This is a genomic window from Nocardioides seonyuensis, assembly GCF_004683965.1.
Classification (GTDB): Bacteria; Actinomycetota; Actinomycetes; order Propionibacteriales; family Nocardioidaceae; genus Nocardioides; species Nocardioides seonyuensis.
In genome coordinates, this window is the sequence record NZ_CP038436.1 from 3,587,465 (window position 1) to 3,603,287 (window position 15,823).

The window sequence follows — 15,823 nt, forward strand, 5'->3', positions numbered from 1 at the left end:
CCGTGCCTGACTCCATGCGCTCTCGTGTGTGGACCGTGCCCAACATCATCAGCATGGTCCGCCTCGCTGGTGTGCCGGCCTTCCTCTGGCTCGTCCTGGGGCCGGAGCAGGACGGTCTCGCGCTCGCGGTGCTGATGGTCGCGGGCCTCACCGACTGGCTCGACGGCTGGCTCGCACGCCGCCTCGACCAGCGCTCCAGCCTGGGCGAGATCCTCGACCCCGTGGCGGACCGGCTCTACATCCTGGCCGTCGTGGTCGGGCTCTTCCTGCGCGACATCATCCCGGTCTGGGTTGCCCTCGCGCTCCCGCTGCGCGACCTCCTCCTCTGGGGGCTCGTCCCGTTCCTCCGGACCCGGGGCTTCAGCGCGCTTCCCGTGCACTTCCTCGGGAAGGCCGCGACCTTCAACCTCCTCTACGCCTTCCCGCTGCTCCTGCTGGGAGAGGGCACGGGCACGGTGCCGACGCTGGCGAGAGTCTTCGGCTGGGCCTTCGCCTGGTGGGGGATCGGCCTCTACTGGTGGGCAGGGGTGCTGTACGCCTGGCAGGTCCGCACGCTCCTCCGCGAGACGGAGCGGCCGACTCCCCCCGTGAGCGACCATGCCTGACCTCCGCGAGCCCCTGCCGGACCATGTGACCACGCCGCTCCTGACCCTGCTCACGGCCCGGTCGATGGACGAGGACTACGCGCACGTCGCCGCACGCCGGGCCGCAGCCGGTGAGGCGCCGCCAGGGCCACGACGCGGCCGCGTGACGCTGGGAACACTCCTGGTGGTGGCCTTGTTCGGAGGGTTGGTCACCATCGCGACGGTCCAGACCAACCGCGACTCCGAGGTGGAGGAGCTCGGGCGAGCCGCCCTGGTCAGCCGCATCCAGGCTCGTCGTGCCGAGCTCGTGGACCTCCAGCGCGACGTCAACGACCTCAGGGTCGCCAACCAGTCCGCGGTCACCAGGGCAGCGACGCTGCAGGAGCAGATCAGTGACATGCGTGCGACGGTGGCACGCCTCGAGGTTCCCACCGGGTTCGGCGCCGTCCAGGGCGAAGGAATCCGGATCACCGTCAACAGCGCGGTCGGCGCCGACGTCGACGACGAGGTCCGCGACGAGGACCTCGCGACGCTCGCTGACGCGCTGTGGGAAGCCGGTGCCGAGGCCATCGCGATCAACGACCAGCGCCTGACGGCCACCGGCGGCATCCGGAACACCGGCCGCTCGATCCACGTGAACGGCAACCCGGTGAACGCGCCGTACGTCGTGACGGCCATCGGCGACAGCGCGACACTCGAGGCACGGTTGCTCCAGACCAGCCAGGGCCAGGTGTGGTTCACCTTGGCCAACGGCCTCGGTTTTCGCTATTCGGCACAAAAGGTGGACGATCTCCGCCTGCCGGGCGCGACGCTGGGACGCTTGCGTGATGTGATCGTGTCGGAACTGGCGCCGAACGGAATGCCTCAGGGGGAGGAGGGAGCACCATGATCGCCGCACTGGGACTCCTGCTGGGAGTCATCGCGGGCCTCGTCCTGGCGCCCAACGTCCCGCTCGCCTTCGAGTTCTACCTGCCGATCGCGGTCGTCGCCGCCCTCGACGCGATGCTCGGCGGGCTGCGTGCGTTCCTCGACGGCATCTTCGACGACAAGGTCTTCGTCGTGTCGTTCATCAGCAACGTCGTCATCGCTGCGGCGATCGTCTACGTCGGCGATCGACTGGGCGTCGGCGGACAGCTCTCCACCGGCGTCGTGGTGGTGCTCGGGATCCGTATCTTCTCCAACGTCGCGGCCATCCGCCGCCATCTCTTCCATGCCTGAGCCCCACGACGAGACCCCACGCCAGGACCCGCCCGGCGAGCCCGCCTCGGGTCGCGAGCGTCTGCGCGCGGCACTCGTGCGCCCCAGCCGCGGCCAGGCGGTCGTGGCCGTCCTGCTCGCGGTCCTGGGCTTCGCCTTCGTCGTCCAGGTCAACGACTACAGGGCGGACGCCACCTATGCCGGTCTCCGGGAGGGGCAGCTCATCGAGATCCTCGACGGTCTCACCGGCACGGCCCAGCGGGCGCGCCGTGAGGTCGAGCGACTCGAGGCCCGGCGCGACGAGCTCCAGTCCGAGAACACCCGTCGTGAGGCGGCGCTCGAGGAGGCCGCCCAGCGGGCCCGCACCCTCAACATCGTCGCCGGCCTGGTGCCGGTGTCCGGACCGGGCCTGCGTGTGACCATCGAGGAGACCAGTGGCCGGGTCAGCGTCGGCGCCCTCCTGGACACCATCCAGGAGCTGCGCACCGCCGGCGCCGAGGCGATGGAGTTCAACGACCGCTTCCGGCTGGGGGCGGACAGCTCGTTCGAGAATGCCGTGGGCGGGATCGAGCTCGACGGCAGGCTGCTGGAGCCGCCGTACGTCCTCGAGGTCATCGGCGACCCCCACGCCCTGCGAGCTGGTCTCTCGCTCACATCCGGCCCGATCGACACCCTGGAGGGTGAGGACGGTGCGACCGTCACCGTCGAGGAGCCCGACACGGTCGAGATCACGAGCGTGCGTGAGCTCGACCGACCGGAGCATGCGGAGCCCGCCGACTCGCAGTAGCCTGCCACCGACCCCATCCCACCCAAGGAGAAGCCTGTGTACCCGGACGACCTGACCTACACCGTCGAGCACGAGTGGGTGCGCAATCCGGGGGAGAGCGAGGGCTCGGTGCGTGTGGGCATCACCCACTTCGCCCAGGACGCCCTGGGCGACATCGTCTACGTGTCGCTGCCCCAGGTCGGTGACCAGGTGACGGCGGGGGACACCTGTGGCGAGCTGGAGTCGACCAAGTCCGTGAGCGACCTCTACGCACCCGTGTCGGGCGAGGTGGTGGCTGTGAACTCGGCGCTGGACTCCACGCCGGAGATGGTCAACAACGACCCCTACGACGCCGGATGGCTCTTCGAGATCCTCCCCAGCGACTCCAGCCAGCTCGACGGGTTGCTCGACGCAGCGGCCTACGAGGCGGGCCTCGCCGGCTGATCGGTGCGCGGCGGCGCGCAACCGGCTGGTACGTTCGGAGAAACCATGAACCTCAACCCTCACGTGAGGGTTGGTGAGCTGTCGAGGAGGCACCGATGCCGTTCTGCACCGCCTGCGGCAGGCAGAATCCCGACGATGCCCGCTTCTGCGCGCAGTGCGGCAACCGGATGGCCACGCCGGACTCGGCCGACGCGTCGTCGCCGACGCCCCCTGTCGAGTCCACCGCCACGATCTCGTTCGGTGCCCCGGACCGGGTCGACACCTCGGACCGGCAGCTCAGCCCGGTCGACGCCGCTGCGGTCGACGCCCTCCCGGAGGGTCACGCGCTCCTGGTCGTCCAACGGGGGCCCAGTGCAGGAAGCCGGTTCCTCCTCGACACCGAGGTGGTCGGCGCCGGTCGTCATCCCGACAGCGAGATCTTCCTCGACGACGTGACGGTGTCGCGCCGGCACGCGGAGTTCCGGCGCACGGGCAAGACGTTCACGGTCAGCGACGTCGGCAGTCTCAACGGCACCTACGTCAACCGTGACCGGATCGACTCCTTGGAGCTGACGGACGGCGACGAGGTGCAGATCGGCAAGTACCGGCTGGTGTTCTTCGCCTCCCACCAGGAGCCCTGAGCCGGTGGCAGCGTCACCGTCGCCCGGAGCCGCATCCCCCGGGCCTGCCAGCGCGGCCAAGAGCCGGATGAACATCGGCCAGGTGCTCGACGCCCTGCGCCCTGACTTTCCCGGCATCACCATCCCCAAGATCCGCTTCCTCGAGGGAGAGGGCCTGATCAAGCCCGAGCGGACACCAGCCGGCTACCGCAAGTTCTCTGTCGAGGACCTCGAGCGCCTGCGCTACATCCTGCGCATGCAGCGCGATCACTACCTGCCGCTCAAGGTGATCGGCGAGCACCTCGACGCGATGGACCGTGGCCTCGAGCCGCCGGCCATCGAGTCGGTGGTTCCTTCCGTGCCCAAGGTCGCGCTGAGCTCCGACGGTCTTCCGTCCCCCGAGTCCTTCGGCCGCACCAGCGACCTGCGTCTCTCCAGGCGAGAGCTCCTCAAGGTCGCCGAGATCTCCGAGGAGCTGCTCACCGAGCTCGAGCGCTACGGCCTGGTCGCCGCCCGGACCGGCACGGGGCACTTCGACTCCGACGCCCTGGTGGTCGCGCGCACGGCACGCGACCTGGGGGAGTACGGCATCGAGCCCCGGCACCTGCGCGCGTTCAAGACCGCTGCCGACCGGGAGGTGGGTCTGGTGCAGCAGGTCGTGGCGCCCATTGCCCGCGGGCGCGACGCCGCTGCGGCCGGCCGTGCCGAGGACGCCACCCTCCAGATCGCGGCGCTCTCGGTGCGCCTGCACGCCACCTTGATCAAGATCGGGCTCTCGCGGGGTTGAACCCGGGGGAGCGAGACCGTTGTGGTGACGTGAGTAGGCTGGACTCGTGCGCGAAGTAGACGTCATCGGCGTTCGTGTCGAGATGCCCTCCAACCAGCCGATCGTGCTGTTGCGCGAGGTCGCTGGGGAGCGCTACCTGCCCATCTGGATCGGTGCGGTCGAGGCGACCGCCATCGCATTCGCCCAGCAGGGGGTGACCCCGCCCCGGCCGCTGACCCACGACCTGATGCGCAACGTGCTCGAGGCGACAGGGCAGAGCCTCGACGAGGTGCGCATCACCGAGGTCAAGGACAACATCTTCTACGCGATGCTGGTGTTCGCCAGTGGCGCCCAGGTGGAGGCACGCCCCTCGGACTCCATCGCGCTGGCCCTGCGCACCGGCTCCCGCATCGTGTGCTCCGAGGCCGTGCTCGACGAGGCGGGCCTTGCGGTGCCCGCCGAGCAGGAGGACGAGGTCGAGCGTTTCCGTGAATTCCTCGACCACGTCACCCCGGACGACTTCGAGGAGTCGGGCGAGGACCGCGCCTGAGCCTCACCCTCATGTTGAGGTTGAGGGTTGCGACACGCCGCCGATGGGATTGACCCCCCGGGATCGCGGCCCTACCTTGAAGTGTCTCTGTTGTAACTCCACCGATGTGGTTGTCGATCCCTCGGCCCCACCATCTTCCCCCGGAGCTACGATCAACGGAGTAACCGTGGAGGATCGAGTGGGCGTGAACGAGAACGAGCAGCAGCGCAACGAGCGTGCCGCCAAGGCAGCAGAGGCCGCGGACGAGCAGGGCCTGCTCTTCACCGACGATGTCTCGCCCCTCCCGAGTGACACCGGGTACCGAGGGCCGACGGCCTGCAACGCCGCCGGCATCACCTATCGGCAGCTCGACTACTGGGCGCGCACCGGCCTCATCGAGCCGAGCGTGCGCGGCGCCGCAGGCTCGGGCTCCCAGCGTCTCTACTCCTTCCGCGACATCCTGATCCTCAAGGTCGTCAAGCGACTTCTCGATGCCGGCATCTCGCTGCAGCAGATCCGGACCGCCGTGGCTCACCTCCGTGAGCGGGGCACGGACGACCTCACACGGGTCACCTTGATGAGCGACGGGGCCTCGGTCTACGAGTGCACGAGCAATGACGAGGTCATCGATCTCCTCCAGGGTGGGCAGGGCGTCTTCGGCATCGCCATCGGAGGCGTGTGGCGCGAGATCGAGGGCACCCTCGCCGAGCTGCCCAGCGAGCGCACGGCGGCCGATGCGGCCGGCCCGCTGCCGGGGGACGAGCTCGCTGCTCGTCGCGCTGCCCGCCAGACCGGCTGAGAGTGGTAAATTGGTGGCGCTGACGATCCCGCGCGGGAGAGTCGGCGTGACCGCCAGGTCATGCTGCGCCGAAGGGGCAATTCCTCCCCGGAACCTCTCAGGCACCCGGACCGCGCGGACCAGGCACCTCTGAAGGCAGCGCGCCGACAGAGGGGGAGGCCTACTGGTCGATTTCCTCAGGAGCCTCCGTGACTGCCCCCATCGCCACCTCGCCCTTCGTCGCCCGCCACATCGGACCCCGCGCCGAGGACGTCGTCACGATGCTCGAGAGGCTGGGGCACGACTCGCTGGAGTCCCTGATGTCGGCCGCGGTCCCTGGGGGCATCAGGACCGCGGCTGCGCTGGACCTCCCCGAGGCACTCGACGAGAGTGCGGCGGCACGGGAGCTGGCCACGATGGCTGCCCAGAACCGTCCCGCGGAGGCGATGATCGGGCTCGGCTACCACGGCACCATCACGCCGGCCGTAATCCGTCGCAACGTGCTCGAGGACCCTTCGTGGTACACCGCCTACACGCCGTACCAGCCCGAGATCTCGCAAGGCCGCCTCGAGGCGCTGATCAACTTCCAGACCGTCGTCGCCGACCTCACCGGTCTGCCCACGGCTAACGCCTCCCTCCTCGACGAGGGCACTGCAGCGGCCGAGGCCATGACGCTCGTGCGTCGCGCCAACCGCAAAGCCACCGGCCCGTTCGTGGTCGACTCCGACGCGCTGCCCCAGACCATCGACGTGGTGCGGACCCGCGCTGAGGGCATGGGCATCGAGGTCGTGGTGGCGGACCTGTCCGAGGGCCTTCCTGACGGCGACCTGTGCGGCGTCCTCGTGCAGTACCCCGGCGCGAGCGGGCGTGTGCTCGATCCGCGCCCGGTGATCGAGTCGGCGCACGCACGTGATGCGCTCGCCGTCGTGGCAGCCGACCTCCTGGGACTCGCCCTGCTCGAGGCGCCCGGCGTCATGGGTGCCGACGTCGTGATCGGATCCTCCCAGCGGTTCGGTGTCCCGCTGTTCTACGGCGGGCCGCACGCTGGCTACATGTCCGTCGCCGCCGGCATCGAGCGCCATCTGCCGGGGCGGCTGGTCGGGGTCTCCGTCGATGCTGAGGGGCGCCCGGCCTACCGGCTGGCACTGCAGACGCGCGAGCAACACATCCGCCGGGACAAGGCGACGTCCAACATCTGCACCGCCCAGGTGCTGCTCGCCGTCGTGGCGTCGATGTACGCCGTCTACCACGGTCCCGAGGGGCTGCGAGAGATCGCCCAGCGCACGCACGACCGCGCGGCGGACCTGGCGGCGGCGCTGAGGTCCGGGGGAGTACGGGTCGTCAACGACACGTTCTTCGACACCCTCACCGTCCGGGTGCCCGGCTCGGCCGCTGACGTGGTGGCGCGGGCCCGCTCGCGAGGGATCCACCTGCGCCTGGTCGACGAGGACCACGTGGGGATCTCGACGTCGGAGACGACCAGCCCGGCCACGGTCTCGTCCGTCCTGATGGCCTTCGGGGTCTCGACCGAGGTCGCCGGGTCAAGTGCGTCCGGCCTGCCGCCGGAGCTGGTGCGCGAGACGTCGTACCTCACCCACGAGGTCTTCAACATCCACCACAGCGAGACGCAGATGTTGCGCTACCTGCGACGTCTCTCGGCACGGGACTACGCCCTGGACCGCGGAATGATCCCGCTGGGTTCGTGCACGATGAAGCTCAACGCCACGACCGAGATGGAGCCGATCAGCCTGCCGGGCTTCGCCGACCTGCACCCGTTCGTGCCGGCCGAGGACGCGGCTGGCTACGCGCGCCTGGTCGCCGACCTGGAGTCGTGGTTGGCGGAGGTGACCGGCTACGACCGGGTCTCGGTGCAGCCCAACGCGGGCTCGCAGGGTGAGCTGGCCGGGTTGCTGGCGATCCGCGGCTACCACGCCGCCCAGCACCAGCCCGACGCTCCCGTGCGTGACGTGTGCCTGATTCCCTCCTCGGCCCACGGCACGAATGCTGCCTCCGCGGTCATGGCTGGGATGAAGGTCGTCGTCGTCAAGGCCACCGACGACGGCTCCGTCGACCTCGAGGACCTGCGCGCCAAGTGCGACCAGCACTCCGACACCCTGGCCGCGATCATGGTGACCTACCCCTCCACCCACGGGGCCTACGAGGACTCCATCACCGACCTGTGCAAGATCGTCCACGACCACGGCGGTCAGGTCTACGTCGACGGCGCCAACCTCAACGCCCTGCTTGGCTACGCCCGTCCAGGTGAGTTCGGCGGCGACGTCTCGCACCTCAACCTCCACAAGACGTTCTGCATCCCGCACGGTGGGGGTGGACCCGGCGTCGGGCCAGTCGCGGTTCGCGACCACCTGGCGCCCTTCCTCCCGACCCACGCCCTCCACCCTGAGGTCGAACGCCGCGACGGGATCGGTCCGATCAGTGCGGCGCCCCACGGCTCGGCCGGCATCCTGCCGATCACGTGGGCCTACATCCGGATGATGGGTGGAGAGGGCCTGACACGCGCGACCTCCGTGGCGGTGCTCTCCGCCAACTACATCGCCCACCGCTTGGAGGAGCACTACCCGGTGCTCTACCGCGGCCACGGTGGACTCGTGGCCCACGAGTGCATCCTCGACCTGCGTGGCATCACCAAGGCCAGCGGTGTCACGGTCGACGACGTGGCCAAGCGCCTGGTGGACTACGGCTTCCACGCGCCGACGATGTCGTTCCCGGTTGCCGGCACGCTGATGGTCGAGCCGACCGAGTCCGAGGACCTCGCCGAGATCGACCGTTTCTGCGACGCGATGATCGCGATCCGCGCCGAGATTGCGCGCGTGGAGGCGGGGGAGTGGTCTCCGGAGGACGCCCCGCTCCGCCATGCTCCGCACACCGCCCGCGCGATGGTGGGGGAGTGGGACCGCGCCTACAGCCGCGAGCTCGGCGTGTTCCCCCAGGGAGTCGACCCGGACAAGTACTGGCCGCCCGTTGCCCGCATCGACCAGGCGTACGGCGACCGCAACCTGGTGTGCGCGTGCCCGCCGCCGGAGGCATTCGCCGAGTGATGGGTCGTGTCAGACGCCCTGGGACACGCTGGACATGTTGAAGTCAGGCACTCGGAGCGCTGGCGTCGCGGTGCGCGAGAAGTAGTCGTCGCCCCACTCGCGAGAGAAGCTCGGCACGGTCCGTCCAGCTGCTGTGAAGCGGTTGAGGAGGTCGATCGGGCTCTCGTTCCAGCGGAAGTTGTTGACGGCGCCGGTGATCTCACCGTCCTCGACGAGGTAGACGCCGTCACGCGTCAGCCCCGTCAGCAGCATGGACTGCGGGTCGACCTCCCGGATGTACCACAGGCACGTGAGCAGGAGGCCGCGCTCGGTGCTCGCCACCATCTCTTCCAGGGTCGCGTCGGCGCCGTCGACCTCGAGCACGAGGTTGTCGACATAGGGAGCGACCTGCTGACCGGTCATCTGTGCGGAGTGGCGGGTGGAGACGAGTGCCTCGAGGCGCCCGTCCCTGATCCAGTCGGTGCGCCCGAGTGGCAGGCCGTTGTCGAAGACGGACTCGGTGTTGTCCGAGGCCGTGGCAACGGCGAAGGGAGCGCTCGCGATGGGGGCGTGTCCCGGGTCCGAGAACAGGTTGACGCCGGATCGCGCGATCTGCTCCCCGATGCGTGTCCCACCGCCCCTCTTGCTGTAGACGGACTCACCCTCGTGGGCCACCCGTGCGCCGGCGCCCCAGTAGGCGTCGATCATCAGGTCGGCCACGGAGGAAGGCGGGAGGATGGTGTCGTAGCGCCCCGCCGGAAGGTCGATCTTGCGCTCGGCCCAGGCGAGCCTGCGGGCGACCTCGTCGGTGACCGCGTGCGCGTCCACGTCGAGGAAGTCGCGGGTGGCGCCCCCCGCCCAGGCGCTGCGGGTGAGCGAGAGGTCCTTGCCCGTGCAGCCGTAGTGGCCGGTCGGCTGGACGTGCCGCAGCCGCAGCCCCCGGGTGGACCCGAGGTAGGTGGTCGCCACCTCGTGGTTGACGAAGCCGTAGAGCAGGCGTCGCTCGGCCTGCGCCCGCTCGAAGGCGTCGCCCAGCGCGGGCGCGAAGGAGTCGTAGACGTGGATGTCAGTGGTCTCGGGGGCGTCCGCCCAGTCGGCGGAGGTCGAGTCGGCCACCAGCTCAGCCGCGTCCTCGGCGTCGGTGCCGGCCCGGGCGGCGGCATCGGCAGTCTCGACGAGGGCGCTGACGCCCTCACGGGTCGTGGCGGCACCCGAGACGGAGGCTGTGGCGACACCGGTCGCACGACCGACGAAGGAGATGACCGTGACGCTCATCTCTGTCATGACACCGTTGGTGGTGAGGGTGTTGTTGGCCCAGCGCAGGTTGGCGCTGGTGACGTCGCGCACGAGCACGACGCAGTCGTCGGACGTCGATGCAGCGAGCGCGTGCTCGACCAGCTCTTGGGGGGTGACTGTCATCAGTGGCCTGCCTCATCGAGGGTGTTGAGGATGTTGACGTCGCGGAACAACGAGGTGGGACACCCGTGGCTCACCGCGGCGACCTGGCCCGGTTGGGCCTTGCCGCAGTTGAACGCGCCTCCCAGCACCCAGGTCTGGGGACCGCCCACCGCCTCCATCGACCTCCAGAACTCAGTCGTCGTGGCCTGGTAGGCGACGTCGCGCAGCATTCCGTCGAGCTTGCCGTCGGTGATCTTGTAGAACCGCTGGCCGGTGAACTGGAAGTTGAACCTCTGCATGTCGATCGACCAGGACTTGTCACCGACGACGTAGATGCCGCGGTCGACGCGGGAGATCAGGTCCTCGGTCGAGGGGCCGTCGGGGGCGGGCTCCAGGGACACGTTGGCCATCCGCTGGATCGGGATGTGCCCCGGGGAGTCGGCGTAGGCACAGCCGTTAGATCGCCCCTGGGGATGCTCGGGTCCGGAGAGCTCGGGCTTCATGGCGGCCATCGGTCGGTCGAGCTGGTAGCCGACGAGGAGCCCGTCCTTGATGATGTCCCAGCGCTGGGTCTGCACGCCTTCGTCGTCCCAGCCGATGGTGGCAAGCCCGTGCTCCTGGGTCCTGTCGCCCGTGACGTTCATGACAGGTGAGCCGTAGTGGAGGTTGCCGAGCTTGTCGTAGGTCGCGAACGAGGTGCCGGCGTAGTTGGCCTCGTAGCCCAGCGCCCGGTCGAGCTCGGTGGCGTGCCCGATGGACTCATGGATCGTGAGCCACAGGTTGGAGGGATCGATGACCAGGTCGTAGCGGCCGGCCCGGACGCTTGGCGCCTTGAGCTTCTCGGCAAGGAGGTCGGGCACCTCGGTGAGCTCGGCGTCCCAGTCCCACTGTGCTCCGGTGAGGTACTCCCAGCCGCGGCCGACCGGAGGCGCGATCGAGGCCATCGAGTCGAAGAGGCCGGTCGTCTCGTCGGAGCCGCTGGCCTCGAAGCCCGGTTGCAGCCTGACCCTCTGCTGGGTCGTGCGGGTGCCCGCGAGGTCGGCGTAGTACTTGTTCTCCTGGACCTGGTGGAGGAAGGACGTCGCGTGGTCGACTGCGGCGCCGGTGCGCAGCCGGGCGGTCCACTCGACCAGGAGGGCGGCCTTCTCGGCCGTGGCGACCTCGAGTGGGTTGACGTCGTAGGCGGACACCCACGTGACGTCGTCGTAGACCGGCTCGGGTGCCAGGACCACGGGATCACGGGTCATGGCGGCGGCGACCCTCGCGACCGCCACTGCGGTCTCGGCGACTCGAGCGGCCTCCTCGTCGGTCAGCACGACGCCAGAGGCGAACCCCCAGGCACCACCGTGCACGACGCGGACGGAGAAGCCGAGGTCCTCGGAGTCGCTGGCCGTTTGGAGGACCCCGTCGCGTGCGCCGAGGTACTGGAAGCGGTTGCGCTCGAAGTGGAACTCGGCGTGCGAGGCGCCCAGCGACTCGGCACGGCCGAGGGCGACATCGCCGAGTCGGCGATGAGGCAGGGCGTTGAAGGTCTCGTCGAGCCTGGCGGAACTCATGCCGAGGAACCTATCGACTCATTGGGAGACCAGGGAGCCGTGACGCGCCTTCGTGACCCGAAGTTGGGTGGGGATCCGCACCTGCATCTCCGCGACGTGGCTGACCACTCCGACGACGCGGCCGCCGTCGCGCAGCGAGTCGAGGGTGTCCATCACGTCGTCGAGGGTGTCTGCATCCAGCGATCCGAATCCCTCGTCGACGAAGAGGGTGTCCAGGTCTGCTCCGCCGGCCTCTGCTGTGATCACGTCGGCCAGGCCCAGAGCGAGGGCGAGCGACACCACGAACGTCTCGCCTCCGGACAGGGTGGCAGGGTCCCGGCTCTCGCCCGACCAGTCGTCGCGGACGACCAGGCTCAGGCCACCGCGCTTCTCTCCGGCCCCCCGCTCTCCGGTGTGGAGGAGCGAGTAGCGCTGGTCACTCATGGAGTGCAGACGGAGATTGGCCGCCTCGACCACCTGGGAGAGCCGATGCGCGAGGACATAGGCGGAGAGCCGCATCTGGAGCCGGTTGTCAGGTGACTTCCCCTCGACGAAGGCAGACAGCGCCGCCGTTGTCTCGTGATCGGCACGCACGGGAGACCAGGCATCGAGCACCTGCTGGAGCTCGGCGACCAGCGCTGCGAGTCGGCGGTCTCGCTCGACCAGGGCCTGGTGTGCGCTGCGAGCCGCCGCGGCCGCTTGCCGTGCCGAGACGGATGCTTCCTCCAGAGCCACGAGGTCCGGTGGAGTGGCAGACGAGGCGGCTTGCAGGGCGGGATCGGCCAGGATCTCCTGCACGCGGTGTCGTTGGCGGTCGTGCTCGGCCGCCCAGGTCTCCAACCGCGTGAGCTCCTCGGGCGCCAGCCAGGCTTCGAGGGCGTCCTGGTGAGAGGCGAAGCCGGCCTCGACCGCTGCCCGCTCGAGGTCGGCGCAAGCCTGGTGGAGCCGGGTCTGCGCGGTGGAGTGGTGAAGGTGGGCCTGCACTGCGGCCGAGAGCACACGCTCGGTCTCCTGCAGCCTCGCCGTGAGGTCTCCCAGATCGTCACAACCGGTGCCGTTCAGGACGTCGTCGACCTGGTTGGCGCAGGTGTCGCGCTCCTGGTCGAGCCGCACGATCGCAGCCGTCGTGATCGTGAGGTCGGCCGAGACACTCTCGCGATCGTGGGTGAGCTGCTCTAGTTGCGCCTCGTGGCGGGAGACCTCGTCGGTCAGGTGGGGGACTTGGGCCGCGTGCGCCTCGGCCTCGTCCAGGGCCAGCTCGGCCCCGGCAAGCAGCGCGGGCAGACCCTCGATGTCGTTGCCGGCGGCACCGCGCGCGGTGGCGAGCCGGGTCGCGAGGTCTCGCGTGTGCTGGGAGCGAGCCTCGAGCACGACCTCGAGGTCGTCGACGACCCTGCGCGCCGTGCGTTCGGTCTCGACGTCAGGGGTGCCCGCCTCGACGGCGGCGGGGGAGGGGTGCTCGGCGGACCCGCAGACCGGGCAGCACCCACCCACCACGAGCGAGGAGGCGATCTCGGCTGCCATGCCTTCCAGCCGGCGTTCACGCACGCCGAGCCAAGCCTCCTTCGCCTCCTGCAGCGCGGTCATCGCGGAGAGGCGCTCAGTCTCGGCTGCGACGGCCTCTGCCTCGAGCTCGAGGACCTGCTGGGCCGCTCGCTCCCGCTCGCGGAGGGAGGCGACCTGCTCCTGCAGGACCCCGGAGCGGGCCGCGGAGCTCGTCACGGATCGTGCCTGCTCTCGCAGGTCCTGCAGCCGACCCGGCAGCTCGCGGGCGAGGGCGTCGAGCTCTGCTCCCCGCGCCCGCAGGGTCTGCAGCTCGTCCTGGACGCGGATGCGCTCGATGTCCAGCTCGACGACCCTGGCTGCCAGGGGTCGCAGTCTGTCCACGTCGGCGAGCCGTGCGAGCGTCCGGTGTCGGATCGCGTCCAGCGCTGCAGGGTCCTCGAGCTGTGCTTCCTCGAAGCCGTCGAGCGGGCGCAGGGACTCGGAGAGGGCGCTCCAGGCCACCTCGGCCTGCTCCTGGGCGGTGAGCATGGCCGCGTGGAGGGGACGGAGCGCCGCCGCCTGACGGGCAGTCTCGACCCGGGCCCGGACGCTCGCGCGCTCCTCTGCGGCGGCGTCGAGGGCGTCGGACCGCTCCTGGGTCTCCCGTAGCAGCGTGAGGGCTTGGGCCAGTCTGGCTCCCGCCTCCTCCTCGGCGCGCGCGGTCGTCTCGGCGTCTTCTGCGACGCGCAGCGCCTCGGTGGCGCTGGCCAGCCGGTGACCGGTGTCGGCAACCAGATCGGCCGACCATGCGCTCAGGAGCTGCGGAAACTGCTCCCAGTCGTCGGGGGCGGGGGACGAGGTCACCTCGCTGATCCGGCTGACCTGGTCGGCGACGCGGCCCTGGTGCACCTCGCACAGTCGCCGGAGCTCGATGCGGCGGTTGCGGAGCCACCCCTCCACCTGGTCGAAACGACCGGTCTGGAAGACCTGCTGGAGCAACGCGTGCCGCTCGTCCGAGCCGGCGCGCAGGAAGGCCTGGAAGCGGCCCTGGGGAAGCAGCGCGACCTGGCAGAACTGGGGGAGATTCATCCCGACGAGTCGGGTGATGAGGTGACCGGTCTCGTCCAGGCGCGTCGAGAGCGGCCGCCACTGGGCCTCACTGCCGGGAACGCGCTCGGAGAGGGTGACGCGGGCCTGCTCGGTCGTGATCCCGGTGCCGCGCTTCTTGGGTCGCTGCCACGCGGGAGAACGGTCCACACGGAAGCGCCGCCCCGACAGGGTCGCCTCCAGGACGACGCGGGGCGCAACACCTTCGTCGGCCTGGTCGCAACGCAACCGCTTCGCGGTGGCCCGATCTCCGGGGACATCGCCGTAGAGGGCGAAGCACACGGCGTCCAGCACGCTGGACTTGCCCGCACCAGTGGGCCCGGACAGGAGGAACAGGCCCGCGTCGGAGAGCGCGTCGAAGTCGACGCGCACCGTCGCGGCAAATGGTCCGAACGCCGTGACCTCCAGGTGGTGGAGCCTCATCCCGCCCCCACCACCGGGTCCAGGTCGGGGTCGTGGCAGCACGCGTCGACCGCAGTGCGCAGGAGCTCGGACTCGGTGTGGGTGGCGGGCATGCCGCGCAGGTCGGCGACGAAGTCGAGCGCGACGGCATGGTCGGACCGGCCGGCGACCCGGGCGCGCGGGGCGGAGGGGGTGGTGGGAGCGTCGGCGAACTGCAGCACGAGGGCGTGCGGGAAGCGCCGTCGCAGGCGCTCCATCGCCCGCGCCGGTCGAGGGTGGTCGGAGAGCGTCGCCTGGACCCAGTCGTGCTCGTGGACGGTGAGCGCGGGGTCACCGAGCAGGGACTCGAGGTCTCCTTCGAGCCGGGTGAGCCGGCGCGGGACGGGTGCCTCGACCCATTCGGCACGGGCCACGCCGTCGCCACCGAGGTCGACGAGCCATGATCCCTTGATCTGGCCGGCCTCGGAGAAGGAGTAGGCCAGCGGCGATCCGCTGTAGCGCAGCGAGTCTCCGAGCACGTGCGGGCCGTGCAGGTGGCCGAGTGCGGTGTAGTCGATGCCGTCGAAGAGGTCGGTGGAGACGCGGTCGACGCCGCCTACGCTGATGTCGCGCTCAGACTCGGTCGGCGCGGCGCCGGCCACGAAGGCATGGGCCAGCACCACCGAGCGCGCACCGGGACGGCGAGCAAGGTCAGCTCGCACCTGCTGCATGGCGTGGCCCAGGGTCGCTTGGTGGCTGCGTGCCGGGAGCTGCCAGGGGTCCCGCAGGGCGGAGGGGTCGAGGTAGGGGAGCGCGTGGACGGCGACGGTGCCGTGCTCGTCGTCGAGGAGGACGGGGGTGCCGACCGACCTGTGGTCGGTCCGGATGAAGACTCCGGCGGAGTCGATCAGGCGAGAACCGAATCCGAGGCGCTGGGCCGAGTCGTGGTTGCCGCTGGTGACGACGACCTGAGCAGGGGAGGCAGCCAGCCTCGCGAACGTCTCGTCGGCGAGGTGCACCGCGTCCACGTGGGGGAGGGCCCGGTCGTAGACGTCGCCCGCCACGACGACCAGGTCCACGCGCTCGGACTCCACGACCTCGAGCAGGTGATCGATGAACGCAGCCTGATGACCCAGGAGCCCCTCCCGGTGGAAGGACCTCCCCAGGTGCCAGTCTGAGGTGTGGAGGATGCGCACAGGACGAACCTAGGCGGGAC

14 protein-coding genes and 1 riboswitch are annotated in these 15,823 nt (G+C 70.1%); of the genes, 10 read left to right on the plus strand and 4 right to left on the minus strand.

Going from position 1 to position 15,823, the window contains the following annotated elements; translation table 11 throughout:
* The first annotated feature begins 14 nt into the window (after positions 1-14).
* The 10 genes from clsA (at position 15) to gcvP (ending at position 8,722) form a co-directional block, all read left to right on the plus strand.
* Entirely contained in the window at positions 15-605 is a 591-nt protein-coding gene (gene clsA / locus EXE58_RS17395) for a cardiolipin synthase ClsA (protein WP_135269676.1), read from the plus strand.
* Positions 598-1,473: a DUF881 domain-containing protein gene (locus tag EXE58_RS17400; protein WP_135269018.1), complete on the plus strand. Its 876-nt coding sequence runs from the start codon at positions 598-600 to the stop codon at positions 1,471-1,473. Before clsA ends, EXE58_RS17400 begins: the two co-directional genes overlap by 8 nt.
* Positions 1,470-1,802: a small basic family protein gene (locus EXE58_RS17405; protein ID WP_135269019.1), complete on the plus strand. Its 333-nt coding sequence runs from the start codon at positions 1,470-1,472 to the stop codon at positions 1,800-1,802. The genes EXE58_RS17400 and EXE58_RS17405 overlap by 4 nt, the downstream gene beginning before the upstream one ends.
* Positions 1,795-2,568, plus strand: a complete 774-nt coding sequence (locus EXE58_RS17410; RefSeq protein ID WP_135269020.1) for a DUF881 domain-containing protein — start codon at positions 1,795-1,797, stop codon at positions 2,566-2,568. Before EXE58_RS17405 ends, EXE58_RS17410 begins: the two co-directional genes overlap by 8 nt.
* A gap of 36 nt (positions 2,569-2,604) precedes the next feature.
* Entirely contained in the window at positions 2,605-2,991 is a 387-nt protein-coding gene (gene gcvH, locus EXE58_RS17415) for a glycine cleavage system protein GcvH (protein WP_135269021.1), read from the plus strand.
* A gap of 95 nt (positions 2,992-3,086) precedes the next feature.
* A complete protein-coding gene (locus EXE58_RS17420; protein ID WP_135269022.1) occupies positions 3,087-3,611 on the plus strand; it encodes an FHA domain-containing protein in 525 nt (174 codons plus the stop codon).
* A 4-nt stretch (positions 3,612-3,615) separates the two neighbouring features.
* A complete protein-coding gene (ftsR, locus tag EXE58_RS17425) occupies positions 3,616-4,377 on the plus strand; it encodes a transcriptional regulator FtsR (protein WP_341869516.1) in 762 nt (253 codons plus the stop codon).
* A gap of 46 nt (positions 4,378-4,423) precedes the next feature.
* Positions 4,424-4,906, plus strand: a complete 483-nt coding sequence (locus EXE58_RS17430) for a bifunctional nuclease family protein (RefSeq protein WP_135269023.1) — start codon at positions 4,424-4,426, stop codon at positions 4,904-4,906.
* A 184-nt stretch (positions 4,907-5,090) separates the two neighbouring features.
* Positions 5,091-5,684, plus strand: coding sequence for a MerR family transcriptional regulator (locus EXE58_RS17435; RefSeq protein WP_135269024.1), 594 nt, complete (start codon positions 5,091-5,093; stop codon positions 5,682-5,684).
* A 23-nt stretch (positions 5,685-5,707) separates the two neighbouring features.
* Positions 5,708-5,807, plus strand: a riboswitch (glycine riboswitch).
* A gap of 65 nt (positions 5,808-5,872) precedes the next feature.
* Positions 5,873-8,722 carry an aminomethyl-transferring glycine dehydrogenase gene (gcvP, locus tag EXE58_RS17440; protein ID WP_279638249.1) on the plus strand — a complete coding sequence of 950 codons (2,850 nt, stop codon included), beginning with the start codon at positions 5,873-5,875 and terminating at the stop codon, positions 8,720-8,722.
* Positions 8,723-8,731: 9 nt separating this feature from the next.
* Here the strand turns inward: gcvP and EXE58_RS17445 are convergent, their stop codons facing one another.
* The 4 genes from EXE58_RS17445 to EXE58_RS17460 are packed head-to-tail and all read right to left on the minus strand — an operon-like array spanning position 8,732 to position 15,803.
* Positions 8,732-10,120: a TldD/PmbA family protein gene (locus tag EXE58_RS17445; protein WP_244242293.1), complete on the minus strand. Its 1,389-nt coding sequence runs from the start codon at positions 10,118-10,120 to the stop codon at positions 8,732-8,734.
* Positions 10,120-11,655 carry a TldD/PmbA family protein gene (locus EXE58_RS17450; protein ID WP_135269027.1) on the minus strand — a complete coding sequence of 512 codons (1,536 nt, stop codon included), beginning with the start codon at positions 11,653-11,655 and terminating at the stop codon, positions 10,120-10,122. Before EXE58_RS17450 ends, EXE58_RS17445 begins: the two co-directional genes overlap by 1 nt.
* 18 nt (positions 11,656-11,673) lie before the next feature.
* Positions 11,674-14,649: an AAA family ATPase gene (locus tag EXE58_RS17455; protein WP_135269028.1), complete on the minus strand. Its 2,976-nt coding sequence runs from the start codon at positions 14,647-14,649 to the stop codon at positions 11,674-11,676.
* The gene (locus tag EXE58_RS17460) at positions 14,646-15,803 is read right to left on the minus strand and encodes an exonuclease SbcCD subunit D (RefSeq protein WP_135269029.1); all 1,158 of its coding nucleotides are present in this window, start codon (positions 15,801-15,803) and stop codon (positions 14,646-14,648) included. Before EXE58_RS17460 ends, EXE58_RS17455 begins: the two co-directional genes overlap by 4 nt.
* Positions 15,804-15,823 lie beyond the last annotated feature (20 nt).